Source organism: Bacillus sp. EB106-08-02-XG196 (genome assembly GCF_013396335.1).
GTDB lineage: Bacteria > Bacillota > Bacilli > Bacillales > Cytobacillaceae > Neobacillus.
In genome coordinates, this window is sequence record NZ_JABWSY010000014.1 from 99,420 (window position 1) to 121,791 (window position 22,372).

Annotated in this window: 22 protein-coding genes; 8 read left to right on the forward strand and 14 right to left on the reverse strand. The window is 37.1% G+C overall.

Annotated elements, in window-relative coordinates:
• Window positions 1-105: 105 nt before the first annotated feature.
• The 7 genes from MLOOGBEN_RS21090 to MLOOGBEN_RS21120 form a co-directional block, all read right to left on the reverse strand.
• Entirely contained in the window at window positions 106-1,020 is a 915-nt protein-coding gene (locus tag MLOOGBEN_RS21090) for a hypothetical protein (RefSeq protein WP_179160246.1), read from the reverse strand.
• Window positions 1,021-1,193: 173 nt separating this feature from the next.
• The gene (locus MLOOGBEN_RS21095) at window positions 1,194-1,709 is read right to left on the reverse strand and encodes a TetR/AcrR family transcriptional regulator (protein ID WP_179160247.1); all 516 of its coding nucleotides are present in this window, start codon (window positions 1,707-1,709) and stop codon (window positions 1,194-1,196) included.
• Between the two features lie 164 nt (window positions 1,710-1,873).
• Window positions 1,874-2,326: an SRPBCC family protein gene (locus tag MLOOGBEN_RS21100; protein ID WP_179160248.1), complete on the reverse strand. Its 453-nt coding sequence runs from the start codon at window positions 2,324-2,326 to the stop codon at window positions 1,874-1,876.
• Complete coding sequence (locus MLOOGBEN_RS21105) at window positions 2,323-2,715, reverse strand: MerR family transcriptional regulator (protein ID WP_306430758.1); 393 nt, start codon at window positions 2,713-2,715, stop codon at window positions 2,323-2,325. Before MLOOGBEN_RS21105 ends, MLOOGBEN_RS21100 begins: the two co-directional genes overlap by 4 nt.
• Before the next feature lie 16 nt (window positions 2,716-2,731).
• Window positions 2,732-3,337 (reverse strand): FMN-binding negative transcriptional regulator, encoded by a 606-nt coding sequence (locus MLOOGBEN_RS21110; protein WP_179160249.1) that lies wholly within the window; start codon window positions 3,335-3,337, stop codon window positions 2,732-2,734.
• Window positions 3,338-3,477: 140 nt separating this feature from the next.
• Window positions 3,478-4,410: an LCP family glycopolymer transferase gene (locus MLOOGBEN_RS21115; RefSeq protein ID WP_179160250.1), complete on the reverse strand. Its 933-nt coding sequence runs from the start codon at window positions 4,408-4,410 to the stop codon at window positions 3,478-3,480.
• Window positions 4,411-4,750: 340 nt separating this feature from the next.
• Window positions 4,751-5,476 carry a CAP domain-containing protein gene (locus MLOOGBEN_RS21120; RefSeq protein ID WP_179160342.1) on the reverse strand — a complete coding sequence of 242 codons (726 nt, stop codon included), beginning with the start codon at window positions 5,474-5,476 and terminating at the stop codon, window positions 4,751-4,753.
• Window positions 5,477-5,880: 404 nt separating this feature from the next.
• On the opposite strand from MLOOGBEN_RS21120, the gene MLOOGBEN_RS21125 reads away from it, so the two are divergent.
• A complete protein-coding gene (locus tag MLOOGBEN_RS21125; RefSeq protein ID WP_179160251.1) occupies window positions 5,881-6,741 on the forward strand; it encodes an AraC family transcriptional regulator in 861 nt (286 codons plus the stop codon).
• A 66-nt stretch (window positions 6,742-6,807) separates the two neighbouring features.
• On the opposite strand, the gene tdh is transcribed toward MLOOGBEN_RS21125, so the two are convergent.
• The 6 genes from tdh to MLOOGBEN_RS21155 all read right to left on the reverse strand — a co-directional run bounded on the left by tdh (window position 6,808) and on the right by MLOOGBEN_RS21155 (window position 12,136).
• Entirely contained in the window at window positions 6,808-7,833 is a 1,026-nt protein-coding gene (gene tdh / locus MLOOGBEN_RS21130) for an L-threonine 3-dehydrogenase (RefSeq protein WP_218781271.1), read from the reverse strand.
• Between the two features lie 74 nt (window positions 7,834-7,907).
• The gene (locus MLOOGBEN_RS21135; protein ID WP_179160253.1) at window positions 7,908-8,417 is read right to left on the reverse strand and encodes a PPC domain-containing DNA-binding protein; all 510 of its coding nucleotides are present in this window, start codon (window positions 8,415-8,417) and stop codon (window positions 7,908-7,910) included.
• Between the two features lie 48 nt (window positions 8,418-8,465).
• Complete coding sequence (locus MLOOGBEN_RS21140; protein WP_179160254.1) at window positions 8,466-9,812, reverse strand: TRAP transporter large permease; 1,347 nt, start codon at window positions 9,810-9,812, stop codon at window positions 8,466-8,468.
• 5 nt (window positions 9,813-9,817) lie between these two features.
• Entirely contained in the window at window positions 9,818-10,294 is a 477-nt protein-coding gene (locus MLOOGBEN_RS21145) for a TRAP transporter small permease (protein WP_179160255.1), read from the reverse strand.
• Window positions 10,295-10,325: 31 nt separating this feature from the next.
• On the reverse strand, window positions 10,326-11,357 hold the full coding sequence (locus tag MLOOGBEN_RS21150; protein ID WP_179160256.1) for a DctP family TRAP transporter solute-binding subunit: 1,032 nt from the start codon (window positions 11,355-11,357) through the stop codon (window positions 10,326-10,328).
• Window positions 11,354-12,136: an IclR family transcriptional regulator gene (locus MLOOGBEN_RS21155; protein ID WP_368737812.1), complete on the reverse strand. Its 783-nt coding sequence runs from the start codon at window positions 12,134-12,136 to the stop codon at window positions 11,354-11,356. The genes MLOOGBEN_RS21150 and MLOOGBEN_RS21155 overlap by 4 nt, the downstream gene beginning before the upstream one ends.
• A 360-nt stretch (window positions 12,137-12,496) precedes the next feature.
• On the opposite strand from MLOOGBEN_RS21155, the gene MLOOGBEN_RS21160 reads away from it, so the two are divergent.
• From MLOOGBEN_RS21160 to MLOOGBEN_RS21190, 7 genes are all read left to right on the forward strand, one after another.
• Window positions 12,497-13,465 carry a bile acid:sodium symporter family protein gene (locus tag MLOOGBEN_RS21160; RefSeq protein WP_179160258.1) on the forward strand — a complete coding sequence of 323 codons (969 nt, stop codon included), beginning with the start codon at window positions 12,497-12,499 and terminating at the stop codon, window positions 13,463-13,465.
• Window positions 13,466-13,600: 135 nt separating this feature from the next.
• On the forward strand, window positions 13,601-15,016 hold the full coding sequence (locus tag MLOOGBEN_RS21165) for a sigma-54 interaction domain-containing protein (RefSeq protein ID WP_179160259.1): 1,416 nt from the start codon (window positions 13,601-13,603) through the stop codon (window positions 15,014-15,016).
• A gap of 286 nt (window positions 15,017-15,302) precedes the next feature.
• On the forward strand, window positions 15,303-16,244 hold the full coding sequence (locus MLOOGBEN_RS21170) for a thiamine pyrophosphate-dependent dehydrogenase E1 component subunit alpha (RefSeq protein ID WP_179160343.1): 942 nt from the start codon (window positions 15,303-15,305) through the stop codon (window positions 16,242-16,244).
• Complete coding sequence (locus tag MLOOGBEN_RS21175) at window positions 16,241-17,242, forward strand: alpha-ketoacid dehydrogenase subunit beta (protein WP_179160260.1); 1,002 nt, start codon at window positions 16,241-16,243, stop codon at window positions 17,240-17,242. Before MLOOGBEN_RS21170 ends, MLOOGBEN_RS21175 begins: the two co-directional genes overlap by 4 nt.
• A gap of 98 nt (window positions 17,243-17,340) precedes the next feature.
• Complete coding sequence (locus MLOOGBEN_RS21180) at window positions 17,341-18,576, forward strand: dihydrolipoamide acetyltransferase family protein (RefSeq protein WP_179160261.1); 1,236 nt, start codon at window positions 17,341-17,343, stop codon at window positions 18,574-18,576.
• A gap of 53 nt (window positions 18,577-18,629) precedes the next feature.
• Entirely contained in the window at window positions 18,630-20,090 is a 1,461-nt protein-coding gene (lpdA, locus tag MLOOGBEN_RS21185; RefSeq protein ID WP_179160262.1) for a dihydrolipoyl dehydrogenase, read from the forward strand.
• Window positions 20,091-20,113: 23 nt separating this feature from the next.
• On the forward strand, window positions 20,114-20,965 hold the full coding sequence (locus MLOOGBEN_RS21190; RefSeq protein WP_179160263.1) for an NAD(P)-binding domain-containing protein: 852 nt from the start codon (window positions 20,114-20,116) through the stop codon (window positions 20,963-20,965).
• A 119-nt stretch (window positions 20,966-21,084) separates the two neighbouring features.
• On the opposite strand, the gene MLOOGBEN_RS21195 is transcribed toward MLOOGBEN_RS21190, so the two are convergent.
• The gene (locus MLOOGBEN_RS21195; RefSeq protein ID WP_179160264.1) at window positions 21,085-22,371 is read right to left on the reverse strand and encodes an FtsW/RodA/SpoVE family cell cycle protein; all 1,287 of its coding nucleotides are present in this window, start codon (window positions 22,369-22,371) and stop codon (window positions 21,085-21,087) included.
• Window position 22,372: the final 1 nt, after the last annotated feature.

Genomic DNA, 22,372 nt, shown 5'->3' on the forward strand with positions numbered 1-22,372 from the left:
ATACTTTATCAATCCGATGAAGGACAAAACCCTGTAGGAATCTCCTTCATAAAGCCAATAGCGAACAGTGCCTGTCACTGTTCGCTATTGGCCACAAGCTCTCTGTTATTTTGCATTTTGGTCACTCCAGCCCCTCTTTGTAACTGTAATCTCTTTTCTTTTTTTGATACGCAGCATACATGCACCTACTATTGTTCCGAACCAGATAAGAAATAATAGGCATGCAATAATTGGTAATGGTGATAACACAAAAACTGAGTGCCCCAATGCAGTTTGGATGCCTATCATAACAATCATAAGCAGCCAAGCAACGCAGCCAGCATGAATCAATTTTTGTTTTAAGCTTTCATTTATCACAGCCTTTTCCAAAATCCAAGCAGGCAGAATCAATGTTTGCAGTGCATGAAATCCAATTCCATGTAGAATAATTATATTCCCAGTCACTCCTGTTAGCCGGTCCTGAAGAAGAATCATCCATAGACCAGCAATATTCGCTGCTAAGACCGAGATAAATGCATATCGAATCCCCATTATTAACAAGGGGCGTTGAGAAGACTTCTTCAATCGAAAGAAATGGACTGTAAGGACTACCGCCAAGATTACTAATACTAGTGAAACAACTCCAAATAGGATTCCCGCAGCCATATCAACAACTGTTCCTTCACGAGAAAATCTCGGACTTATTCCTCTAAAGTTTTGAACCGTTTCTATGGTATAAGAATATAAGCTTGTAATAATAAATAACCACCGCACCGCTTTCCTTTTGGCAGTATTCAGTCTAGTTAAGGGCAGAATGGCAGCGATTGATAATATATAAATTCCGATAGCTGCATTAAAAGAAAAGGCATCCTTCACGTTTCCTTCAGGTAAAATAATCGAACCTCGAAAAAACATATAAATGGCAATTCCTGCCGAAAGTATAAATCCGAATATACCTGTAATAACTAGTGCCCTTTCTCCTTCAAAAATCCCAACGGTTGGTTCATTTTCAATTCGACTTGCTTTCGCTAACTTTGACATATAATAACCCTCTTTCTGTAAATTTATTTATCAATCAATAAATTACCAATAAAAAAAATATGCATATTTATTTGTCTGTCAATAAATGATATTTCAAAAAGTAATTCTAGTACTATTTATTTATTAGTCAATAAATAAAACTTTAAAAAAAGAAGAGCCATAAAGCTCCTTTTTTAACAATGATCTTTTCCATGGGTTAATTGGGGTAAATTCAATACTTCAGCTAGAGTAATTAATAAACCAGTACCAATAAAATGGGCCGCTGTTTCTTTTGCATTTGGAATACCTGCATTTTCAAATTTCGAGGTTAAGGATTCGAAAATGGTAAGAAATAATTGACTGACATGTTCTCGAATTCCCGGTTCAGAAATGGCATGTGCCTGCATAACCATCAATACTTCATCACGATGGGTTTGGATAATTTGTTCAAAAGCATGCCCCATGGTTTCGATTAATTGATCGGCAGGTGCATGAACTTCAGCAAAAGTGTCATAGATGCGGCCAAATGCCCGGTCAATAACCGCCTTAAATAGTTCTTCTTTGTTTTCAAAAAAGTGAAACACATAAGGCTGTGTTACTCCAGCTGCCTTTGCAACCATTGCAGTAGTTGCTTTATAATACCCCCTTTCGGCAAAGACTCCTACAGCGTTTTCTATTATGATTTCTTTTTTATCTTCTCTGGCTGCCACGTTTGCTTCAACCCTTTTTAGTTAATTTATTTATCAATAAATAAATCATATTCAAAGCTAAGGTATTTGTCAATCTCAAATGAACTTAAAAATTATACTTGGTCCATTATCTTTGTTTTCATAGCGAACAGTGCTTGTCACTGTTCGCTATTGGGCCATAATCACTAAATATTCAGTGCTTCCTGTTGAACCTTTTGCATGAATTCTTGCACCACAATATTGTTGCTTTTCTCGCTGCCGAGCTTTAACATGGCCCTTCCAACGAAATTAACTCCCTCGTTTTGTCCCTCATAAATAAATTTCGTTTGATTATCATTGATTTTAAGTAAGCTAAAACTTAGAGAAATCTTAAAAGCCTTACCTAAAACAAAACTTATTTGCTTATGCTTTTTATCTGGTTGATCTTCAAATGCTAATGTTTCTACAATATAAGTTTCTACGCGCCTGCCTTCTCGGTATTTTTGCTCGTGCTTTGCCCCCACTTCTACTTCCGTTTTTTCAATAAGGGTATGTTCCTCGACCTTAGGCATGATTTTCTTAATATTTTTATCGAAAAATAAGCTCCAAACTTTTTCAATATTAACCTCTATAATTGTTTCTTCTTTCCATTTGATCATTCCATTTCCTCCCTCCCTGACGCAATAAAATCATCAATTTCTTCAACCTGAAGACGAAGGTCTTCGATTTGCATCTTGATATTATCTCTTTTTTGTAATAATAAATCTTCTAAGTGAGCGAAGGATTCATCCTCCATCACAGAAATCATCTCCTGTATCGTAAAGCCAAATCTCCTTAGCTTCACTAAGAGAATCGCCAAAAAGTAGCTTCCATCATCATAATAGCGGTAATTATTTTCTGGGTTAATGTAGGCAGGTTCTAGCAACTTTACCTCTGCATAATATCGTAACGTTTCTTTACTAAACCCGGTCATCTTCGAAAAATCACTAATCTTGTACAGATATATCCCTCCCCAGCTAAATAATAAACTGTGTGGTGCACCACACAGTCAACCATTACTTTTATTAAATATTTTTCTTCATAAGTTGTGCTATATGTATATCATTTTGATCTGCACTATTTTCTAATTGCTTAATGATTAACTCTTGTCTAGATGCCGGATGATTTTGACTTAGTTTGGCTTTCCCCTCTATTTTGTTTATATTGATTTTAAAACCCACAATACCTTTACCCATGCCCTTAATATAATTTTCATCAACATTTTCTAAGTGATAGGAACTATCTGGCCTTTCATATTTTTTTACCATGTCTGACAATGATTCAAATACTTCCTGCTCATCCTCGACAATCTCCAACTGTCCATAAACATGAATAGTAACATAATTCCAGGTTGGTACTGCTTGATTGGTCTCATACCAGGATGGTGAAATATAGCAGTGGGGACCTTGAAAGATAACGAGCACTTTTTGATTCACAATATCCTTCCATTGCTCGTTTGGGCGGGCAAAATGTCCATACAAAAAGCCTTTTTCTTTATTCAAAAGCAGAGGCAGATGAGTAGCGTACGGTTCACCATTATGCTGAGAAAACAATATAGCAAAGCTATTTTTTTCAATAAAGTCGTACATTACTTCATCATTATCCATTTTAAATTGTTTAGGTATATACATATCTTTCATCTCCACTCTATAGGTATTTGAATTATTTCTCTTTCGGCTAATCAAAACCCTCTTAAGCCATGATAGTTTTAGAAATAGAAAAGGACTGGGGAGGTTAATCGCCAGTCCTTTGGGAATTCTATGCTAAAAATTCAGCTTTCAATATTCAATTCCAACTGTGATTTCAATTCTTCCTGAATACGCTTTTGTTCTGCGAGCGTTACAATTCCATAATAGATATTTTCAATCATTTTTCCCTCTGAGTGCAACACCAGCTGTTCGATGTTTCTTCCCGCATCCTTATAATTCTTTTGGATATCCATCATTTCATCAAAAGTAAGATTCGTTTTGACATTACTCCCAATCGCATGGAAAATATCTGGTGCTTTTGCTAAGCTTGATAGACTTGCGCCCTCTTTGATCACGGCTTGAATCACTTGACGCTGGCGTTCTTGACGGCCGAAGTCCCCATTTGGATCATCGTATCTCATTCTAATAAAAGTTAGTGCTTCCTCCCCATTTAGATGAATCTTTCCAGTGGGAAAATTATATTCACCAACATTAAAAGCAAAATCATTCTCGACATTAATCCCACCCAAGGTATCAACAATATCCTTAAATCCTTCCATATTGATTTTCACATAATAATCAATCGGAAAATCAAGGAATTTCTCCACAGTATCTACCGCCATTGAAACACCGCCAAATGCGTAAGCATGGTTGATCTTATCTTCTTTCCCCTTACCGACAATCTCTGTCATGGTATCCCTTGGAATACTTAGCATCTTTACAGAATTATTATATGGATTTACTGTTAACACAATCATCGTGTCAGAACGTCCACTATCTCCTTCACGCTCATCAACACCAAGCATTAAAACAGAAAATGGTTCTTTCTTTTTTATAGCTTCAGTCTGCTGCTCCTTACTTTGCTTGTCACCGAGCGGTTCATGCATGGTTGCTACTGCTTTATTAAAAGATTTATAGATTGTAAATCCATAGATACCGCCAGCGATTAAGATCATAAATAAAAACAAGCCTATTATATTTCGCCAGTTAAGCCTCCGCCTTTTTCTTCTTCTCATTTCATTGTCTCCTAAATAAAATCAGCATTATTAAAATAGGTTACCAAAGAGTTGTGTCAAAGGAATTACAGGGATATGTCGATTTATTGTTTTTTACTTTACATAGTAACTAAATTATCGACATGAATTGAAGGAAATATTGTTAAACAAACGTTTGATTACAATCATCATCGAACCTATTGTAAAACGAAATTTTATTTATTTCCTAGAAAATTTTTTGTCGATTAGGGAGTTTCACTTTTTGGCTATAAATCTACAAACACTGCGAAATAAATAAAACTTTCTAGATTCACTAAAAAGCTTGAGGAAAAAATTTTCCCCAAGCTATAATGATTAGATCCTATTTACCAATAAACTCCTGTGTCCAATAATTTCCTTGGGAGACGTAACCAACGCCAATATAGTTGAAGTTTGGGCTAAGGATGTTCTTGCGGTGACCTTCACTATTCATCCATGCTTTTACCACTTCTTCAGGAGTTCGCTGCCCCATGGCAATATTTTCACCAGCATAACGATACGAGATTCCGTATTTTTTCATCATATCAAACGGTGAACCGTATGTTGGGCTTGTATGGCTAAAGTAGCCGTTCGCAGACATATCACGAGATTTTTCTCGTGCCATTTTGCTAAGTGTTAAATCTACTTTAAGCGCTGGCAGCCCATTCTTTGCACGTTCTTGATTGGTAAGGTCGACCACTTTTTGTTCATAAGCACTTAAAGTACTTGTATTTTGTGGTGCAGCTGGTTGTGTTGATGTCTCAGATGGCTGCTCTACAGGTTGCTGCTGTACTGGTTTTGGAGTAGTTGTCTGAGCAGGCTGTTGTGTTGGTTGACTTGGTTTTGTCTGGACAGGCTGCTTTACGGTAGTTTTCGGAAGTGTAATTCCAAAGCTAGCAAGATATTCTTCTATTACACTATTAATCTCATTCATATTTGTTCCTAGGGATACATAGACCTTTTCCTGTACTACTGGATTAAAGGCAGCAGCATCTGCTTTATTTAGTGCTGGATTGGCCATTACTACAGCCGCCGCAGCTACTACGGTTAAAAGTGCTTTCTTTTTCAACATTTTTAAATCCTCCTTAAAAATTGCCGTTATTTGCAAATTCATCGTACCATATGATTTCCGTCATATTTTAGGAAGGATTTTACAGGCTGAAACACGAAAAGTTCTCTGTACTGCCGTTATATTTCTTTTACGCTTACAATAGTAGCCTTTGCAAATACTTTGGTAATATAGCTCTTCTACATCTAAATCTACCAGTTCCTTGAAACATTTCCAGTAATTATGGCAAAAAAGGAGATTGACAGCATTCTAAAAACGGAACGTTTTTAACAAATGTTTCAGAAAAATATCAGTATTAACAGAAATATTATTCAGTTATTATTGAAAACACTGTTAGAATAGAGCAGAAAATGACAGGATTTAAAAATAAGGTGTTGTTACGATATACATAAGGAGTGAGCGATATGGGATGGGTAGAATCATTACAACAAGCAATCGACTATATGGAGGAACATTTAGTAGAAGAAATATCGATTGAAGACATTGCTAAGCAAGCAAATGTTTCAGAGTTTCATTTTCAACGTATTTTCTCTGTGCTTACAGATATTACTGTAGGTGAATATCTTCGTCGCAGACGTCTAACACTGGCGGCCCAAGAACTTTCTACAACTGAAAGCAAAATTATTGATATCGCCCTAAAATATGGCTACGACACTCCCGAATCTTTCTCAAAGGCTTTCCGAAGGCAGCATGGCATCACACCCACTCAGGCACGTAATTACAATGGAAAGCTGAAATCTTATAACCGCCTGACCATTCAGGTGAATTTGAAAGGAGCAGAACCTATGAATTACAAAATCGTGGAAAAAGAGAGTTTTAAGGTTGTCGGTGTAAAGAGGGAGTTTTCATGCCAAAATGGGGAGAATTTAGCCGGAATCCCTAAAATGTGGGATGACGTCCATGTGGATGGAACCAATGATTTATTATTTAAATTAAATGATGGTCAAATTAAAGGGGTACTTGGAGTATGTGTCGATAAACGCGCACCTGGTTCTCCGTTAATGGATTACTGGATTGCCACTGCTCATACTGGAAAAACTCCAGAGGGCCTTATGGAACTTGAAATACCTGCTTCAAAATGGGGAGTATTTGAAGTTCACGGTTCAATGCCTGATGCCATGCAAAATGGTTGGAAGCAAATCATCTCAGAATGGTTTCCATCTAGTCATTATGAGCATGCAGGTACGCCAGATTTAGAAGTCTATTCAAATGGAAATCCATCAAGCCCAGATTATTACTCTGAAATTTGGATACCTCTGAAATAATGGCACTTACAAAGTAGAACCCTAAAAACGAGTTGTTTTCAGGGTTCTGCCATTCTAAATTTTTTCTTATGGCTTTAGAAGAACTTTCAAAGCCTTACCTGATTTTATTAATTCAAATCCCTTTTCAAATTCCTCAAGAGGCAATACATCACTGATACATTCTTTAACATCCAGCCCAGCATCCAAAAGTCCCTGCATAATATTCCAAGTTCGATAGAGTTCCCTGCCGGAAATACCATACATATTTACTCCACTGTAGAATATATCTTCAAAGTTTAAACCAATTTCACCGGAAGGCAGACCGGCCACAACAATAGATCCACCTTTCCTGATGTATTTTGTTTCGTCGATTATTGCATGCTTACTTCCAGAAAACTCAAGGATCACTTCAGGACCTAAACCATCTGTCGCATTTCTGACATGCTTGATGGTATCCTCTTTAAGGGGATTCACAGCAACACTTGCTCCCATCCTTATAGCGGTATCCAAACGATATTCATTGGTTTCAACAGCGATTATTTTTCCCGCACCCATTTTTCGTGCTACTGCAACAGCCATAAGACCGATTGGGCCACACCCAACTACGGCAACTTTTTTTCCTGCAAGTTCACACTTCGATGCTGCATGGACCGCAACACCTAATGGCTCAAGAATTGCATTAACTTCCTCAGGAAGATTTGGATCACAAACTATCGCGTTTTCATCTGGGATCACGACATATTCGGCAAAAGCCCCATCAAAATGCAATCCTATACACGTGGTGTTAAGGCACACATTTGCCAGGCCTGCTTTACACATCACGCAATGACCACAGATAACATGACTTTCTGCAGATACAAACTTACCAATTCTTGTAGGATCAACACCAATTCCTATTTCAACAATTTCACCACAGAATTCATGACCAATGGTTACCGGAGGATTTAACCTTTCCGCAGCAAACGGATCCCAATCTTTAATATGTACATCGGTACCACAAATTGCGGCCAATTGTACCTTGATAAGCACTTCACCTGGGCCTGGCTGAGGTATAGGCTTTTCACATAATTCAAGATTGTTCGGGCCCGGTTTCGTTTTTACAACGCATTTCATCGTTCCTCTCACAAACTCCCTCTTTTCCACTTTTACTAGATCCTAGATTCTCATAGAGTTAAAATTGCCCATATTTATTGGACGTCACTTTTGTTATAGAAATTGAAAAGTTTAAACCCTGTTGATTCATCAAATTCCCTGACAGGCTGGGCCTCATCTACTACATAGATGGTATATTCAATGGTGATTGCAACAGTATTGGTTCCTTCTAAAAAATGTCCTCCGTTTATAGTCTTACGGTGGTCAATAAAGACACCATGAAAATGAACATCTAGTTCACCCTTTTCATCATGTCCAATAACTCCATGCCCTGATAGCAATTCAACAGGTGTATTCCAATGTATAGGATGAGAATAAAACATATGATCATCTTCATAATTTAATTGAATGATAGATACATGTGACAATGAACCAATACAGTTCATCGTACCTGCGGTGACTTGATGCTCTTGGCAAACTTTTTTTATCCCTTTAATTAAGTCTTCATCTGGCGCTAAACACCCAATAATGATGCCCCTTTTTTTATCATACACAGACTGAGAACGGCGGTTTACCAACATAACACCTCCGGTTTGATTAGCCAAATGCTGCACCTCCGCATACTATTTATTTTCATGAAACACCTAGAACCATTATTTTACACCTAATAAATTTGGTAAAAATGTTGAAATGGCTGGTATATATGTGATTAGTATTAAAACAACAATCGAAGCAACTACAAATGGGACAATTGCTTTACTAATCTTGTTGAGAGAAATGTTTGAAATTCCACATGCGACATACAGATTGACACCTACTGGTGGAGTAAACAATCCAATTGCAAGGTTAACTGTCATAAATACACCGAACACAGTTGGATCTACACCTAATGCAATCATAATCGGTAATAAAATAGGAACAAAGATATAGTAGGCAGATATTGCATCCATGAACATTCCCGCAATTAACAGGATAATATTGACAAGGATAAGGATTATATATCTATTCTCTGATAGTCCAAGCACTGCATCTGATATTAAGTCAGCGATTCCCTCCGTCGTGATAACGTATGCAAATAAGGAGGCTGAACTAACAATAAGCATAACAGTCGCTGTTTGAACACCAGAATCAATTAATATTCTTTTTATATCTTTAAGCTTAAGTTCTTTATGAATGAATATCCCGACAAATAAGCCATAAAAGACCGCAACTACGGCAGATTCCGTTGGTGTAAAGACTCCCCCGTATATACCGCCTAAAATGATAACTGGAACGAGTATACCCCAAATGGCACCCGTAAAAGCTTGCCATCTTTCCTTCGGACTTGCAACTTCCTTTGTGGCAGCAATTTCAAAGTCGATACCAGCCTTCTTCGCTTCTTGCATCAGTGCCTTTGTATCTTTTTTCTTCACATAGATTGCAGCTAGGTAAAAGCCGACACCCATGAGTAATCCCGGAATAATTCCGGCTATAAACATTCTGCCAATGGAAACACTAATGCTATCACCGGCAACAACAGCAAATACAATCAAAGCAATACTCGGAGGGATAACAATCCCTGTAGCGCCAGTTCCCGACAATAATGCAGCAGCAGATTCCGTTTTGTATCCATTTTTCACCAACGCAGGAATTAGGATACCGCCAATGGCTGCAACAGTCGCGGGGCCTGAACCAGAAATAGCTGCAAAGAATAGCGCAGTAATAACCGTTACAAGGGCCATACCATGCTTTTTATGTCCAACAAATGTGTCAGCAAAATTGATTAGACGCTTTGAGATTCCCGCATAATCCATAATAACGCCGGCTATAATGAAAAATGGAATGGAGAGCAATGTAAACTTCGCAACACTTGTATACATGATATCCGAAATTAACCCCAGTGAACTTGTACCCATTGTAGATATCAGTGAGAGAATGGAAGCAGCACCCAGGGCAATTGCTATAGGCACTCTTAAAAATAATAGAAGAAAAAACACTCCGAATAGAATTATAGCTATCATTTACATCATTCACTTTCCAAGTGTAAATTTTTGTATTCTTTTACTGCAACTTCAATGGAACGGATTATGCATAATATACAGCCTAAAGGAAATGTCGATGAAACCATCCATTGGTGCCAGCCTAAGGCAGGTGTCATTTGGTTAACGGACATTTGATACAGCACCATATCTACTCCGTAATAAGCAAATAGGATAAATACCACTGTGACTAAAAGCCCTGAAAAAATACAGAGGAGTTTTTTTATTGGAAGATTAGCACGATCAAAAAGGAGGGTGAAGCCGAGGTGAGAAGAATTCTTCACCCCGACTGAAGCCCCTGCAAAAACTAACAGAACAAAAATGTTGATCGTTATTTCTTCCGTAAATGCAAATGAATTTCCGGTTAGGTACCTGGATACAACATTCGCAAAGGTAATGATACACATTATGGCTGAACTAAATATGATTAAGCTATTTTCAACCATCGAAAGCAATTTTGACATAATATCACACCCTAATTATTATTTACGGATACTATTTCTCTAAGAATAAATTTAATAGGTCTTCTCCCCATACTTTTTTATAATTGTCATAGATTGGCTGAACTACTTCTTTGAATGAAGCTTTTTCTTCTTCTGTTGGCGTGTAGAATTTCATTCCTGCTGCTTCTAATTCTTTGATTTGTTCTGCCTCTTTTTCTCTAGCTAGTTTAATTTGGTATTGGTTCGCATTGTCTGCAGCTGTTTGAATGATTTTTTTGTCTTCATCGCTTAATGAATCAAATAATTTCTTGTTCATACCTAAAATTAGTGGGTCGTATGAGTAGTTCCACATTGTAACATGCTCCTGAACCTCTTGAAGTTTAGAAGAGTAAATTACATCAATAGGATTCTCCTGTCCATCAACAGTTCCTTGTTGTAACGCAGTGAAAACTTCAGACATAGTCATTGTTGTTGGGTTGGCCCCATACATCGTCCATAAATCTGTATACATTTTAATTCCAGGAATACGGATTTTTAGATCTTCGATATCTTTAGGAGACTTTATTTCTTTTACGCTATTTGTAACTTGTCTAAAACCGTTTTGTCCGAACCCTAAAGGCTCAACACCAAAATCACGAATAATTTGTTTAATTTCTTCTCCGCCCTCACCGGCCAATTTTGCATCTACATCATTTAAATCTTTAAAAAGAAACGGTGCACTTAATACGCCTAATTTATCGTTCAAGATGGAATAAATGATGGTTGAGTTATATGTAAGATCGATTGTTCCCTTTGACAAACTTTCTACAGCTTTCCCAGAATCCCCACCAGATAACTGTTCATTTGGATATACTTTAATATTGATTCTGTCATTGGTTTTGTCTTTTACTTCATTAGCAAATTGTTCTGCAGCCTGATACCAAGTAGATGAATCTGATATAGTAACTGACATTTTTAAATTCAGTTTTTTTCCTTCTGCAGATTTCCCACCTTCGCCACCGGAGCTCTTGCTGCTGCACCCCGCAATTACCAACATAAAGATAGCGCTTACAATTAGTATAAAAGATAACTTACTTTTTCTCATTTTATTATCCCCTCTCCCGATTCACATTTTACATAGCCTAGTAACCCTGATATTTTGTTTGCAATTTGAGTTCCTTCACCGACAATGGAGGATATTTTTTCATCAGTAAACCGGTGGGAAACACCTGAAATACTTAAAGCAGCTACCATTTTATTGGAATAATCATAAATTGGAAAAGCCATACCGCGCAGATACTCTTCCCATTCCTGATTATCAATTGCAAAATTACGACTTCTAATTTTTGTAATTTCATCTTTCATTTTGGCGATACTTGTAATTGTATTACTAGTAAAAGGACTAAGTTTCTGTCTATTAAAATAGTCATCTAGTTGTTCGTCACTAAAATGTGCTAAGTATAATTTACCACTTGCTACACAATATAACGGGGCTGAATTCCCTGGCTCCACAACAATTCTTAGTGTTGAATTCCATTCAATTTTATCTAAGAAATGAACAGCGTCATTAGAAAAAGACGAAATAACTACAGTTTCATTAACTTTATTTACTAGCTGTGATAAAAAAGGTTTGGCAACCTCCAGCAGGTTATACCGCTCAATTTCTTTCTTTCCTAATGAATAGAGTTTTAATGTCAGCTGATAACGCTCATTTTGATTTTTGTAGATATACCCTTGATCCTCCAATGTTGTAATAAACCTATAAATTGTGGCCTTATTACTATTCATTAAATCAATTAGTTCTGAAAAAGAACGGGGTTTTTCAGCAATTAACTCCAGAATTCTCATGGTTTTCTCAACAGTTTTTACACCTTTTGGTTCAATCTCATGATCCCTCCTTTATTTTTATTAAAAATACTGTTTCCACTTTTACTATTTCTTGTAAAAAGTGAAACCTTAGTTTCATTTTTACAAAACTATCATAGTAAAGTCAATAATTTTTCTGTCTTTTCCAAATATTTATTTTAGTTTAACTCTTTAAAATAATTTTCAACCATCTTGTTTCTCCTCTGAAAAGATGCTTTTTTCTATATTATATTTAACTTTAAAATACCGCCCCTTCATATTATTTCAAAATAACTTCCCTGTTTCCAACAAGCATTTCAGTCATTTTAAATTCTTCAGAACATTGTTAATATATTATCGTAGTCCATTCTATAGAGGTTTGGGGAAGGGAGAAAATTTATGAAATTATTAACAGAGTTTCTATCAAAAAGGCTTCCATTGCTAATTCTATTAATTGCTGTCATTACTTACTTTTCACCATATTATTTACAGGCACCGCCCTGGATTCCCAGTCTTCTATTAGGAATCGTTATATTTTTTGCTGGGTTATCAATGGATATAGACGCCTTAAGAGGAATTGGGAGGAAAAAGAGAGAGCTCTTTATCGCTTCGTTACTAAAATGGACTATCACCGTTTTTATTTCTGTAGGTATTGCCTATTTGTTTTTCTCTTCCAATCCAGAATTAGCTGCAGGGATCATTTTATCTGGAACAGTACCAAGTGCTACTGCTGCAACACTCTATACTTTCCTCGCCGGGGGTAATGCCTCTCTTGTTATCGCTGCGTCTTTAATAGATGTTGTTGTAAGTCCTATCGTTACACCACTTTCGTTCATGGGAATATCAGATACTTTAGTAACTATTTCTTTTTTTGATTTATTCAGGTCCTTTTTACTTATTGTTGTTCTCCCGTTGAGTGCTGGAATTATTACGCAAAGGAAATTTCCTAATTCAAAGCATCATTCAAAGGCAGCAACAAAATTTGGATCCTCATTAGCATTACTCATAACTGTCCACATTATTGTCGGCAGTGGCAGGGATGCTATTGAAAAGGAAATTGCTATTCTGCCTATTTTGTTTTTGGCTATTTTTATTCAAGTTGTCTTTCCTATGATTGCCTCTTATTTTATCGCAAAAAAATTATTAATCAGTGAAGCAGATGCACGAGCCATACTATTTCAAGTCGGTTTATGCAATACCGCTTTGGCTGCAATCCTAGCATTTGAATTTATTGGAGAACTTGCAGCTATTGCACCAATTATTAATATGATTATTAATCTATCGACGGGTTCTTGGATTTCCAATTATTTTGCTAGAAAAAGCATACCGGAAGAGTGTGTGTTAACCAAAAGTGCTGATGCACGTTAATTGGACAAAAAAAAACAAAAGGATTCAGAATTATCATATGAATGTGACAATACTGCATTATTCCATTGGCATTTTTGCTATAATAATAGCAGAAATGCCATATTTTTTAAAAAAGAATAGAAACGGAGGGTTTAGATGGAACGTCTTGAACATTTTTTAAAAAATAAGCCAGAATTTTTACTTCGCAAACTCATTGGCAGTTCATTTGATGGTGTTACGATTACCAATTCAAAAGGACAAACAATATGGTATAACCAATCCTTTTTACAAATGTCAGGCTTACTTCCCTCTCAGTTAGATAACTATACAGCGGCAGAATTAGTTAAAAATGGCTGGATGGAGGATTCCGCATCCATTGAAGCGATATCAAAGGGTGTAACCACTACAAAGTCAGTTAAATACTCGACAGGAGTAGAAGCTTTAGTATCCGCTACACCTATTTTTGATGACGATGGAAAACTTATTTATACCTTTCAAAATATTAGAGATATAACAGAACTGAATAAATTAAAAAATCAGCTAGATGAAACATATGCCCTTTCTGAATCTTATCGACAAACCCTGCAGGAAGTTCAACAAACAAAGGTAAATGGCAATCAAGTAGTCTATCAAAGTCCATTAATGGAGAAGATTGTTATACTTGCTCACAAATTTTCAAAAGTGAACACCTCGATATTGATCTTAGGAGAGTCCGGGGTCGGTAAAGATGTTTTAGCTAATTACATTCATTCCATTGATATTCGAACCAATAAAGGACCCTTCGTAAAAATCAACTGTGGAGCCATTCCTGAGCATTTATTGGAATCGGAGCTTTTTGGATATGAAGCGGGTGCATTTTCCGGTGCTAATCGCAGTGGGAAAGCAGGGCTATTTGAAGTAGCCAATGGAGGGACTATTTTTTTAGATGAAATTGGTGAAATGCCCCTTTCTCTCCAGGTAAAATTACTTGGAGTATTGCAGGATATGAAAATTCAGAGGGTTGGAGGAACGAAAGAAATACCAATAGATGTTAGAGTGATTGCTGCAACTAATGCAGATTTAGAAAAAATGATTAAAGAAAAACAATTTAGGCAGGACCTTTACTTTAGATTAAATGTACTGTCCATTTCAATACCCCCACTTCGTGAAAGACCTGATGATATCATTGTGCTTATTGAACATTTTCTAAAAGTGTTTAATGAAAAACACCAGATAAATAAGTCATTCTCGCCAAATACGATTCAATTATTTCTCTCTTATGATTGGCCGGGAAACATTCGAGAATTAAAGAATTTAGTCGAAAGACTCATGATTATTTCTGATGGAAACCTTGTTAATGAGACGTTCATTCCAGCTAACATACATACTAAAATTAGTAATAGTGATGATAAACTAATTGAAGATTCTATAGACGAAACTTCAGACCTTCAGCTTAAAGACCTAATGGATGAATATGAAAAGAAAGTTCTATCTTTCTATCTATCAAAGTATAAGCCTATGAAGCGTTGTGCTGATGTTTTAGGAATCGACCTTACCACCTTAGCACGTAAGAAAAAACGTCTTGGGCTGTGATTTACTCCTCTTTAGGGCTCTAACAAATAAATGCCAAAACATATAACAAATATGTTTTGGCATTTTCTTTTGAATTTTAGAAGATAAGAGAATTAATTGATTATTTTAAATCTTGGCACGGTACTTGCATTAAATTTAAGTAAGATTTTAAAAAGCGTTTTCAATAATTAGAAAGCGCTTACTATATAAATATCAGAGAGGTGTGGAGAAATTGGTTAATGTACTAAGTAGAATTGAAACAGAAAATAAATATTCAAAAGAATTTTTAGTTAAGTTATATGAAGAAATGGTGAGGATCAGGACGTTTGAAACAAAAGCAGGAGAATGCTTTAACAAAGGTGAGTTAGCAGGAAATATCCATCTTTGTATTGGCCAAGAAGCAACTGCAGTTGGTGCAAACTATGCTCTCGAGAAAAGAGATTTTATTACAAGTACCCACCGAGGGCACGGCCATTGTATTGGAAAAGGTGCAAAAACAGATAGAACGATGGCTGAACTATTTGGGAAAGCAACAGGCTATTGTCAAGGAAAAGGCGGTTCAATGCATATTGTGGATGTTAACTTAGGTATTCTCGGTGCTAACGGTATTGTTGGTGCAGGTATCCCAATTGCTACAGGTTCTGCCCTAGCTTCAAAAATTAAGGGCCTGGATGAAGTAACACTTTGCTTTTTCGGTGATTCTGGTGCGAATACTGGTGCATTTCATGAATCCATTAATATGGCCGCAACATGGAAATTACCTGTTGTTTACTTAATCGAAAATAATGGCCTTGGAGTTTCTGTTGACATCAAATCAGTAACAAATACACCTAATCTTTCTGTAAGAGCAGTAGCTTACGATATTCCTGGTAAAACAGTTGATGGAAATGATGTATTGGCCGTGTATGAAGCTGTCAAGGAAGCTGTTGATTACGCAAGATCAGGTAACGGCCCTTCCATCATAGAGTGTGAAACGTTTAGACATGAAGGACATTATTGTGGCGATCCTTCAAGCTATCGTCCAAAAGAATATATCGAAGAAGCCTATAAAAAAGATGCTATTAGGAGATTGAAAGAATACTTGCTTGAAAATGATGTGACCGAAGCAGAATTAGTAGAAATCGATGCAGCGATGAAAAAGGAAATTGATGAGGCATATGAATTTGCCGTTAATTCCCCATATCCGGATCTCAGCGAAGTAACAACGGATGTATATTCTCAAGATAATGATAGGAGTGTTGTACGATGAGTAAAAAAATAAGCGTTAGTGCCGCAATTAGAGAAGGCATGCATGAAGAAATGGTAAGAGATGAAAATGTCATTATGGTGGGTGAAGATTTAGGAAAAATGGGCAGCCCATTTGCTTTGACATTAGGGTTTTTAGATGAATTCGGTTCAGATAGAGTGGTCGAAACACCTATTTCAGAGTTAGGATTTACTGGAATGGCAGTGGGTGCAGCTATGAGAGGAATCAGACCAGTAGTTGAATTAATGTACAATGATTTTATTAGTGTTAGTTTAGACCCTGTAATGAACCAAGCAGCAAAATTAAGATATATGACTGGCGGACAACTTACAATGCCAATGGTGATTCGAGCACCTATGGGAGCAGGACGAAGAAATGCCGGACAACACTCACAGTGTTTAGAAGCGTTGTTTGCCCATATTCCTGGTTTAAAAGTGGTTTGTCCTTCTACTGCAAAAGATGCTAAAGGTTTAATTAAAGCAGCCATTAGAGATAATGACCCTGTTATATTCTTGGAGCATAAACTCCTTTATGCGAAGAAGGAAGAAGTTCCTGAAGGCGAATATGTAATCCCTCTAGGTGAAGCGGATGTAAAAAGAGAAGGTAAAGATATCACCATCATTACATGGAGCAGACAGGTTTATTTTGCCCTAGATGCTGCTAAAGAATTGGCTAAATCAGGTATTGATGCAGAAGTCTTAGATCTCCGTACGCTCGTTCCGCTTGATTGGGAAGCAATTAAGAAATCAGTCTTAAAAACACATAATGTAGTCGTGGTTGAGGAAGGCGTTAAAAGAGGCGGTTTTGGCGGTGAAATTAGTGCCCAAATTATGGAGGAACTATTTGATGAACTAGATTCACCTGTTGAAAGGGTAGCAGGACTTAATATCGTATCCCCTTTCAGCCCGCCGCTTGAGGATGCAAATTTCCCACAAGTGAATGATATTGTGGGTGCCGTTAAGAAAGTGTTAAATAAACAAAACGCAATGAACGTTATATAGATTCAAGAATTTTACGTAAAAAATAAAAATGTACATATTTTCCATGAATTTATAGCTAAACTATGAATTTTGGAAAATATGTTTGGAGGGTTATAAATATGGCTGTTGAAATTAGAATGCCACAGTTAGGTCTGACGATGGAGGAAGGAACCATAGACCAATGGTTAAAGCAAGAAGGTGACGAAGTAAAGGTTGGGGACCCGATTGCTCAGATCCAAACAGATAAATTGACAAGTGAACTTGAGAGTGACGTTGATGGCGTCTTATTGAAAATAGTGGCACAAGAAGGCGAAGATATTCCTGTAAAAGGTTTATTAGCCTACATTGGAAAACCAGGCGAATCAGTAGGGATAGTAGACGAAGTGGCGGCGGCTGTTGAAGAATTAGCACCTATTGAAGTGGAAGTAAGAGTAGAAAAAAATGCTGAAACTTTAGCTGTAGAGACAGGCGGAAGAATAAAAATCTCCCCTCTTGCAAAGAAAACAGCTAAAAAATTGGAAGTAGACTATACAAGTCTTAAAGGTTCTGGTCCTGGAGGAAGAATCATTCAACAGGATATCCTTAAAAAGGCTGAAGAACCAAAAGTTGAAGCTCCTGTACAAGTTACCGAAGTACCTACAGCTAAGAAGAGTGAACCTGTTGAATTAATGGACGGCGATACAGTCGTTAAACTTTCCGGAATGAGAAAAACCATCGCTGAAAGAATGTACAAATCCCACAATGAGATTCCTGTTGTGACTCAAGATGTAAAAATTGACGTTACAAAGTTAATGGAATTCAGAAAACAACTTAATGCAAACAGAGAAACAAAATTATCGGTAAATGACTTTATCTTAAAAGCTGTAGCGAAAGCATTGAAGAAAAATAAAAATATTTTAGTAAGTCTTGATGGCGACAAGATAATTAAACGTGCTCATGTAAATCTTGGTATGGCTGTCTCAATGGACGAAGGACTTATTGTACCTGTTATCAAGGATGCAGACAAAATGGGAATCGAAGAATTATCCGCAGCAGCAAAAGATTTGGCTGTAAGAGCAAGAGAAGGAAAACTAAATATGGATGAATATAAAGGCTCTACCTTTACCATCTCTAATTTAGGTATGTACGGTGTTGAATCATTTACACCAATCATTAATCAACCAGACGCAGCGATCCTTGGAGTAAATACCATTCAAAGTGAACTGGATATGGACGATGAAGGAAAAGTATTTAAGAAACAAGTTATGAAAATATCTTTAACATTCGATCACCGACTTCTTGATGGATCAGCAGCAGCTGTATTCCAACTAGATATCAAAAAATTACTTGAAGAACCTATCAATATAATTCTCTAATTCTTTTAAGAAAATCTACGCGAGATTGTTTTCACACAAGGGGGTTCATAACATTGTCAAATGAAAGTCAAGAAGTCATTATCGTTGGAGGAGGACCTGGTGGATATGTAGCCGCTATTAGAGCGGCTCAACTAGGTGCCAAAGTAACATTAGTTGAAAAAAGCAAACTAGGTGGTACCTGCTTAAATGTTGGCTGTATTCCTACAAAGGTACTGCTGCACGCTGCGGATTTATTAGCGGAAGCAAATCATGCAAATGACTTCGGTATTAATGTTCATGTAAATGGGTTTGATTGGAAAAAGGTATTGAAGAAAAAGGATAGTGTCTCCAGTCAGCTTGTAAATGGAATAAAGGGCTTAATGAGGGCAAACAAAATTAAAGTGATAAATGGAACGGCTGAGTTTGTTACATCCGATACATTGGCCGTAACCAAAGCAGATGGAACGAAAGAAAAATTGGCTGGCGGGAAAATAATTATTGCAACTGGATCCGTTCCAGCAATACCGCCGATTCCAGGTATAAAAGAAAATGATAACTGCATTGATTCTACAGGTGCCCTTTCCCTTTCAGAGGTTCCTAAATCACTTCTAATAATTGGAGGCGGGGTTATTGGAGTAGAATTTGCATCTGTATACAGCCAATTTGGTACAAAAGTAACCGTCATTGAAGCGCTGCCTAAGCTCCTGCCTTTGATGGAAGGTGAATTAACGGAAATATTAAGAAATAAATTGGAAAAAGACGGTGTTGACATTTATACAGAGGCAAAAGTACAGTCCGTTGAATATTCACCCGTTGGCGCTAAAGTGAAAGTTGAATACAAAGGTGAAGTAGTAAGTTTTGAAGCTGAGAAGGTACTTGTAGCTGTTGGAAGAAGAACAAATACAGAGGCACTGAAACTTGAGAATGCCGGTATTGATAACGACAAAGGCAGAATTACTGTAAATAATAAAATGCAAACCAATATTAAAAATGTTTACGCTGTCGGCGACTGTTTAGGTCAAGTCATGTTAGCTCATGTAGCTTCTGCGCAGGGTGAAGTGGCTGCAGAAAACGCAATGGGTCTGTCAGCTTCTTATAATGGTAAGACGGTTCCTTCCTGCGTCTATACAAATCCTGAATTTGCAGGCGTTGGTTTAACAGAAGAAAAGGCAAAAGAAGAAGGTATTGAATATATAACAGGTCATTTCCCACTTATGGCTAATGGAAAAGCACTCATCATGAATGGCGGAGAAGGTATGGTCAAAGTAATTCTCGGCAAAGAGTTTAAAGAAGTCCTTGGTGTTCATATTATAGGACCACGAGCAACCGATATTATTGCCGAATGTGCCTTAGCCATTGGGATGGAAGCAACTGTTGAAGATTTAATCGAAACCATCCATGCACATCCTACATTAACAGAAGCAGTTAGAGAAGCAGCATTAGCAGCCGAAAATAGAGCCATACATACAATAAATAAGGGTGCTAATTCTAATGAAAGGAGTGAAACCCTATTAATAAAACAATTGGTTTTATAGGCTTAGGGATAATGGGGTTACCCATGGCACTAAATCTTTTAAAGAAAAGTGATTACCCCATTATGGGTTATGATGTTTTTAATGAAAAGCGGAGTATCTTTATAGGAAATGGCGGGAAATCTCCAGATAATATAGAAGAAATTTATGAAAATAGTGATATTATCTTTCTCTGCCTCCCTTCTAATAATCTTGTGAAAAAGAGTATTGAAGATATCATTAATAATGGAAAAAAAGGGACTATTATTGTAGATCTAAGTTCTACAGCTCCAACTGTGATTAGGGAAATGTATGATAAGACAAAGCAAGTTGGAATAAGCCTTTTAGATTCTCCTGTTAGCGGCGGAGAGCCTGGAGCAATTGCCGGAACACTTGTCCTTATGTGTGGTGGTGATAAGGAAACATTTGATGAAGCGAGTCCTCTCCTTCATTATATGGGAACTTCCGTTTCCTATATGGGGAAGTCTGGATGCGGAAGTATTGCGAAACTGGCCAATAATATGATTGCTGGTTGTTATCTCGGTGCCATGTCAGAAGGTTTAGCTTTCGCGGTAAAGGCTGGACTTGATCCTGAAACACTATTTTATGCCATAAAAGATGGATATGCAGGCAGCCCGATATTTGAAGTGAAGGCTCCTAAAATTATGAGCAGAAACTTCGAAGCAAGTGCAAGAATTGCAGTCCATCAAAAAGATCTTATGAACGCGGTAAAACTGGCAGAAGAAATGAATGTTGAGATTCCTATGTCTAAGATGGTTCTTGATTATATGAACGAAATGGAAGACTTAGGGAAAGTTAGTGAGGACCACTGTGCGATTGTTCAAATCTATGAAAATAATATGGGTGTAGTGGTTAAAAAGCAGGAAGTTAATGTTTAATTAATAAACTTATAAATAATTTTTGAAGCTGTCTCATTAGGGGTCTTACCCTTTTGATTTTGAGACAGCTTTTTAACTTATATATTATAGAAGAAACTCGTCAAAAAAGGAACCATTCATTAAGCTGACAAAACCAAATCTTTACGGCGGTATACACTTAACACTGCTCCTATTAATATTGCATTAAGCAAAGTAGGCATTAACCCATAACTAATAAATGGCAGAGACATTGAGGTCAAAGGGAAGAATCCAAGCACCATACCAATATTGCTAACCAGCTGGATACCGTAAAGGGCAACCCCGCCTATAAGAAGTAGTTTTCCATAAGGATCCTTAATCTTTGGATGGATGGCAATCATTCTAGCTGCAAAAAGCAGGAGAATCGTGATAAGTAAAACTCCGAAAAGCCAGCCGTAAGAATAGGTAAAGCTTACAAATACAAAGTTCGTATGCGCTTCGGGTATAAATTCCCCTATCCTAGGTTGTCCGAACCCGCCAAACCAGCCAAACCAGCCAGCTTTTTCCATGAGTTCCTGACTCTTTAGGATTATGAATCCTGCCCCATCTGAATACTTTTCAGGTTCGATAAACGCCAACAATCTTTCAATCTGGTAAGGTTTTATCAATGGCCAAACGATTATGCCTGTTAATATAATGGAGCTAAATGTGCCAGTTGTCATCATCCATTTAACCTTTTTACTAAATTTACTCCACCATAGCATCACAAATACCATCACAGAATATAGGTAGATGGTTGATATACTCGGTAAGGCGAGAAATAGCAGGATTGGGCTGAGAAACAATAATAGAAACTGCCAAATCCTTATTCTTTCATTGTTGAAAAATGAAGCCCAGGCCAGATAGAAGAACGGCAAAGCCATCAGACTTTCAATTGTAACGGGCCCAAGCTTTATTATCTTCAGCCCATTTATCATAGTGTTGGAGAAAAACGCAAGGAAGACTAGCAGCAAAATTCCTATTATGTAAAATAACCATCCGAGACTTCTCCATTTTCGATAATCAACCAGCATTACACCCACTGTTGCAATAAATCCAAGAACGACAATGAGAATTTTATAGATGATATAGTGAGAGTCATTCATATATCCAAGCGAAAACATCGGAAGAAAGCTTAATCCCATGGCTGTAGTTATAAGGAAAACCAGCCACCAATCCACCTTTGGACGGTGTAGCTTGTTCATTTGGATACCCAGTTTTGTAGGGCTTCCCATTTGTTCTACCGCTTTTTCTTCCGCCTCAGTCTCTGATAACCCCTTTATCATCCATGTATTTTTCGCTTCCTTTAAATGATAACTTAACTCCTTTGAGACATATGCCTTTGCTTCCTTTGATTTAATTTGATCAGTGACCTCATTTAGGAAAATCTGCTTTTTATTATTCGCCAAT

Coding starts and splice junctions, on each gene's coding strand:
- MLOOGBEN_RS21090 (WP_179160246.1), bottom strand. CDS start 1,020: ATGTCAAAGTTAGCGAAAGCAAGTCGAATTGAAAATGAACCAACCGTT.
- MLOOGBEN_RS21100 (WP_179160248.1), bottom strand. CDS start 2,326: ATGATCAAATGGAAAGAAGAAACAATTATAGAGGTTAATATTGAAAAA.
- MLOOGBEN_RS21110 (WP_179160249.1), bottom strand. CDS start 3,337: ATGTATATACCTAAACAATTTAAAATGGATAATGATGAAGTAATGTAC.
- MLOOGBEN_RS21115 (WP_179160250.1), bottom strand. CDS start 4,410: ATGAGAAGAAGAAAAAGGCGGAGGCTTAACTGGCGAAATATAATAGGC.
- MLOOGBEN_RS21125 (WP_179160251.1), top strand. CDS start 5,881: ATGGGATGGGTAGAATCATTACAACAAGCAATCGACTATATGGAGGAA.
- tdh (WP_218781271.1), bottom strand. CDS start 7,833: ATGAAATGCGTTGTAAAAACGAAACCGGGCCCGAACAATCTTGAATTA.
- MLOOGBEN_RS21140 (WP_179160254.1), bottom strand. CDS start 9,812: ATGATAGCTATAATTCTATTCGGAGTGTTTTTTCTTCTATTATTTTTA.
- MLOOGBEN_RS21145 (WP_179160255.1), bottom strand. CDS start 10,294: ATGTCAAAATTGCTTTCGATGGTTGAAAATAGCTTAATCATATTTAGT.
- MLOOGBEN_RS21150 (WP_179160256.1), bottom strand. CDS start 11,357: ATGAGAAAAAGTAAGTTATCTTTTATACTAATTGTAAGCGCTATCTTT.
- MLOOGBEN_RS21160 (WP_179160258.1), top strand. CDS start 12,497: ATGAAATTATTAACAGAGTTTCTATCAAAAAGGCTTCCATTGCTAATT.
- MLOOGBEN_RS21165 (WP_179160259.1), top strand. CDS start 13,601: ATGGAACGTCTTGAACATTTTTTAAAAAATAAGCCAGAATTTTTACTT.
- MLOOGBEN_RS21170 (WP_179160343.1), top strand. CDS start 15,303: ATGGTGAGGATCAGGACGTTTGAAACAAAAGCAGGAGAATGCTTTAAC.
- MLOOGBEN_RS21175 (WP_179160260.1), top strand. CDS start 16,241: ATGAGTAAAAAAATAAGCGTTAGTGCCGCAATTAGAGAAGGCATGCAT.
- MLOOGBEN_RS21180 (WP_179160261.1), top strand. CDS start 17,341: ATGGCTGTTGAAATTAGAATGCCACAGTTAGGTCTGACGATGGAGGAA.
- MLOOGBEN_RS21190 (WP_179160263.1), top strand. CDS start 20,114: ATGGCACTAAATCTTTTAAAGAAAAGTGATTACCCCATTATGGGTTAT.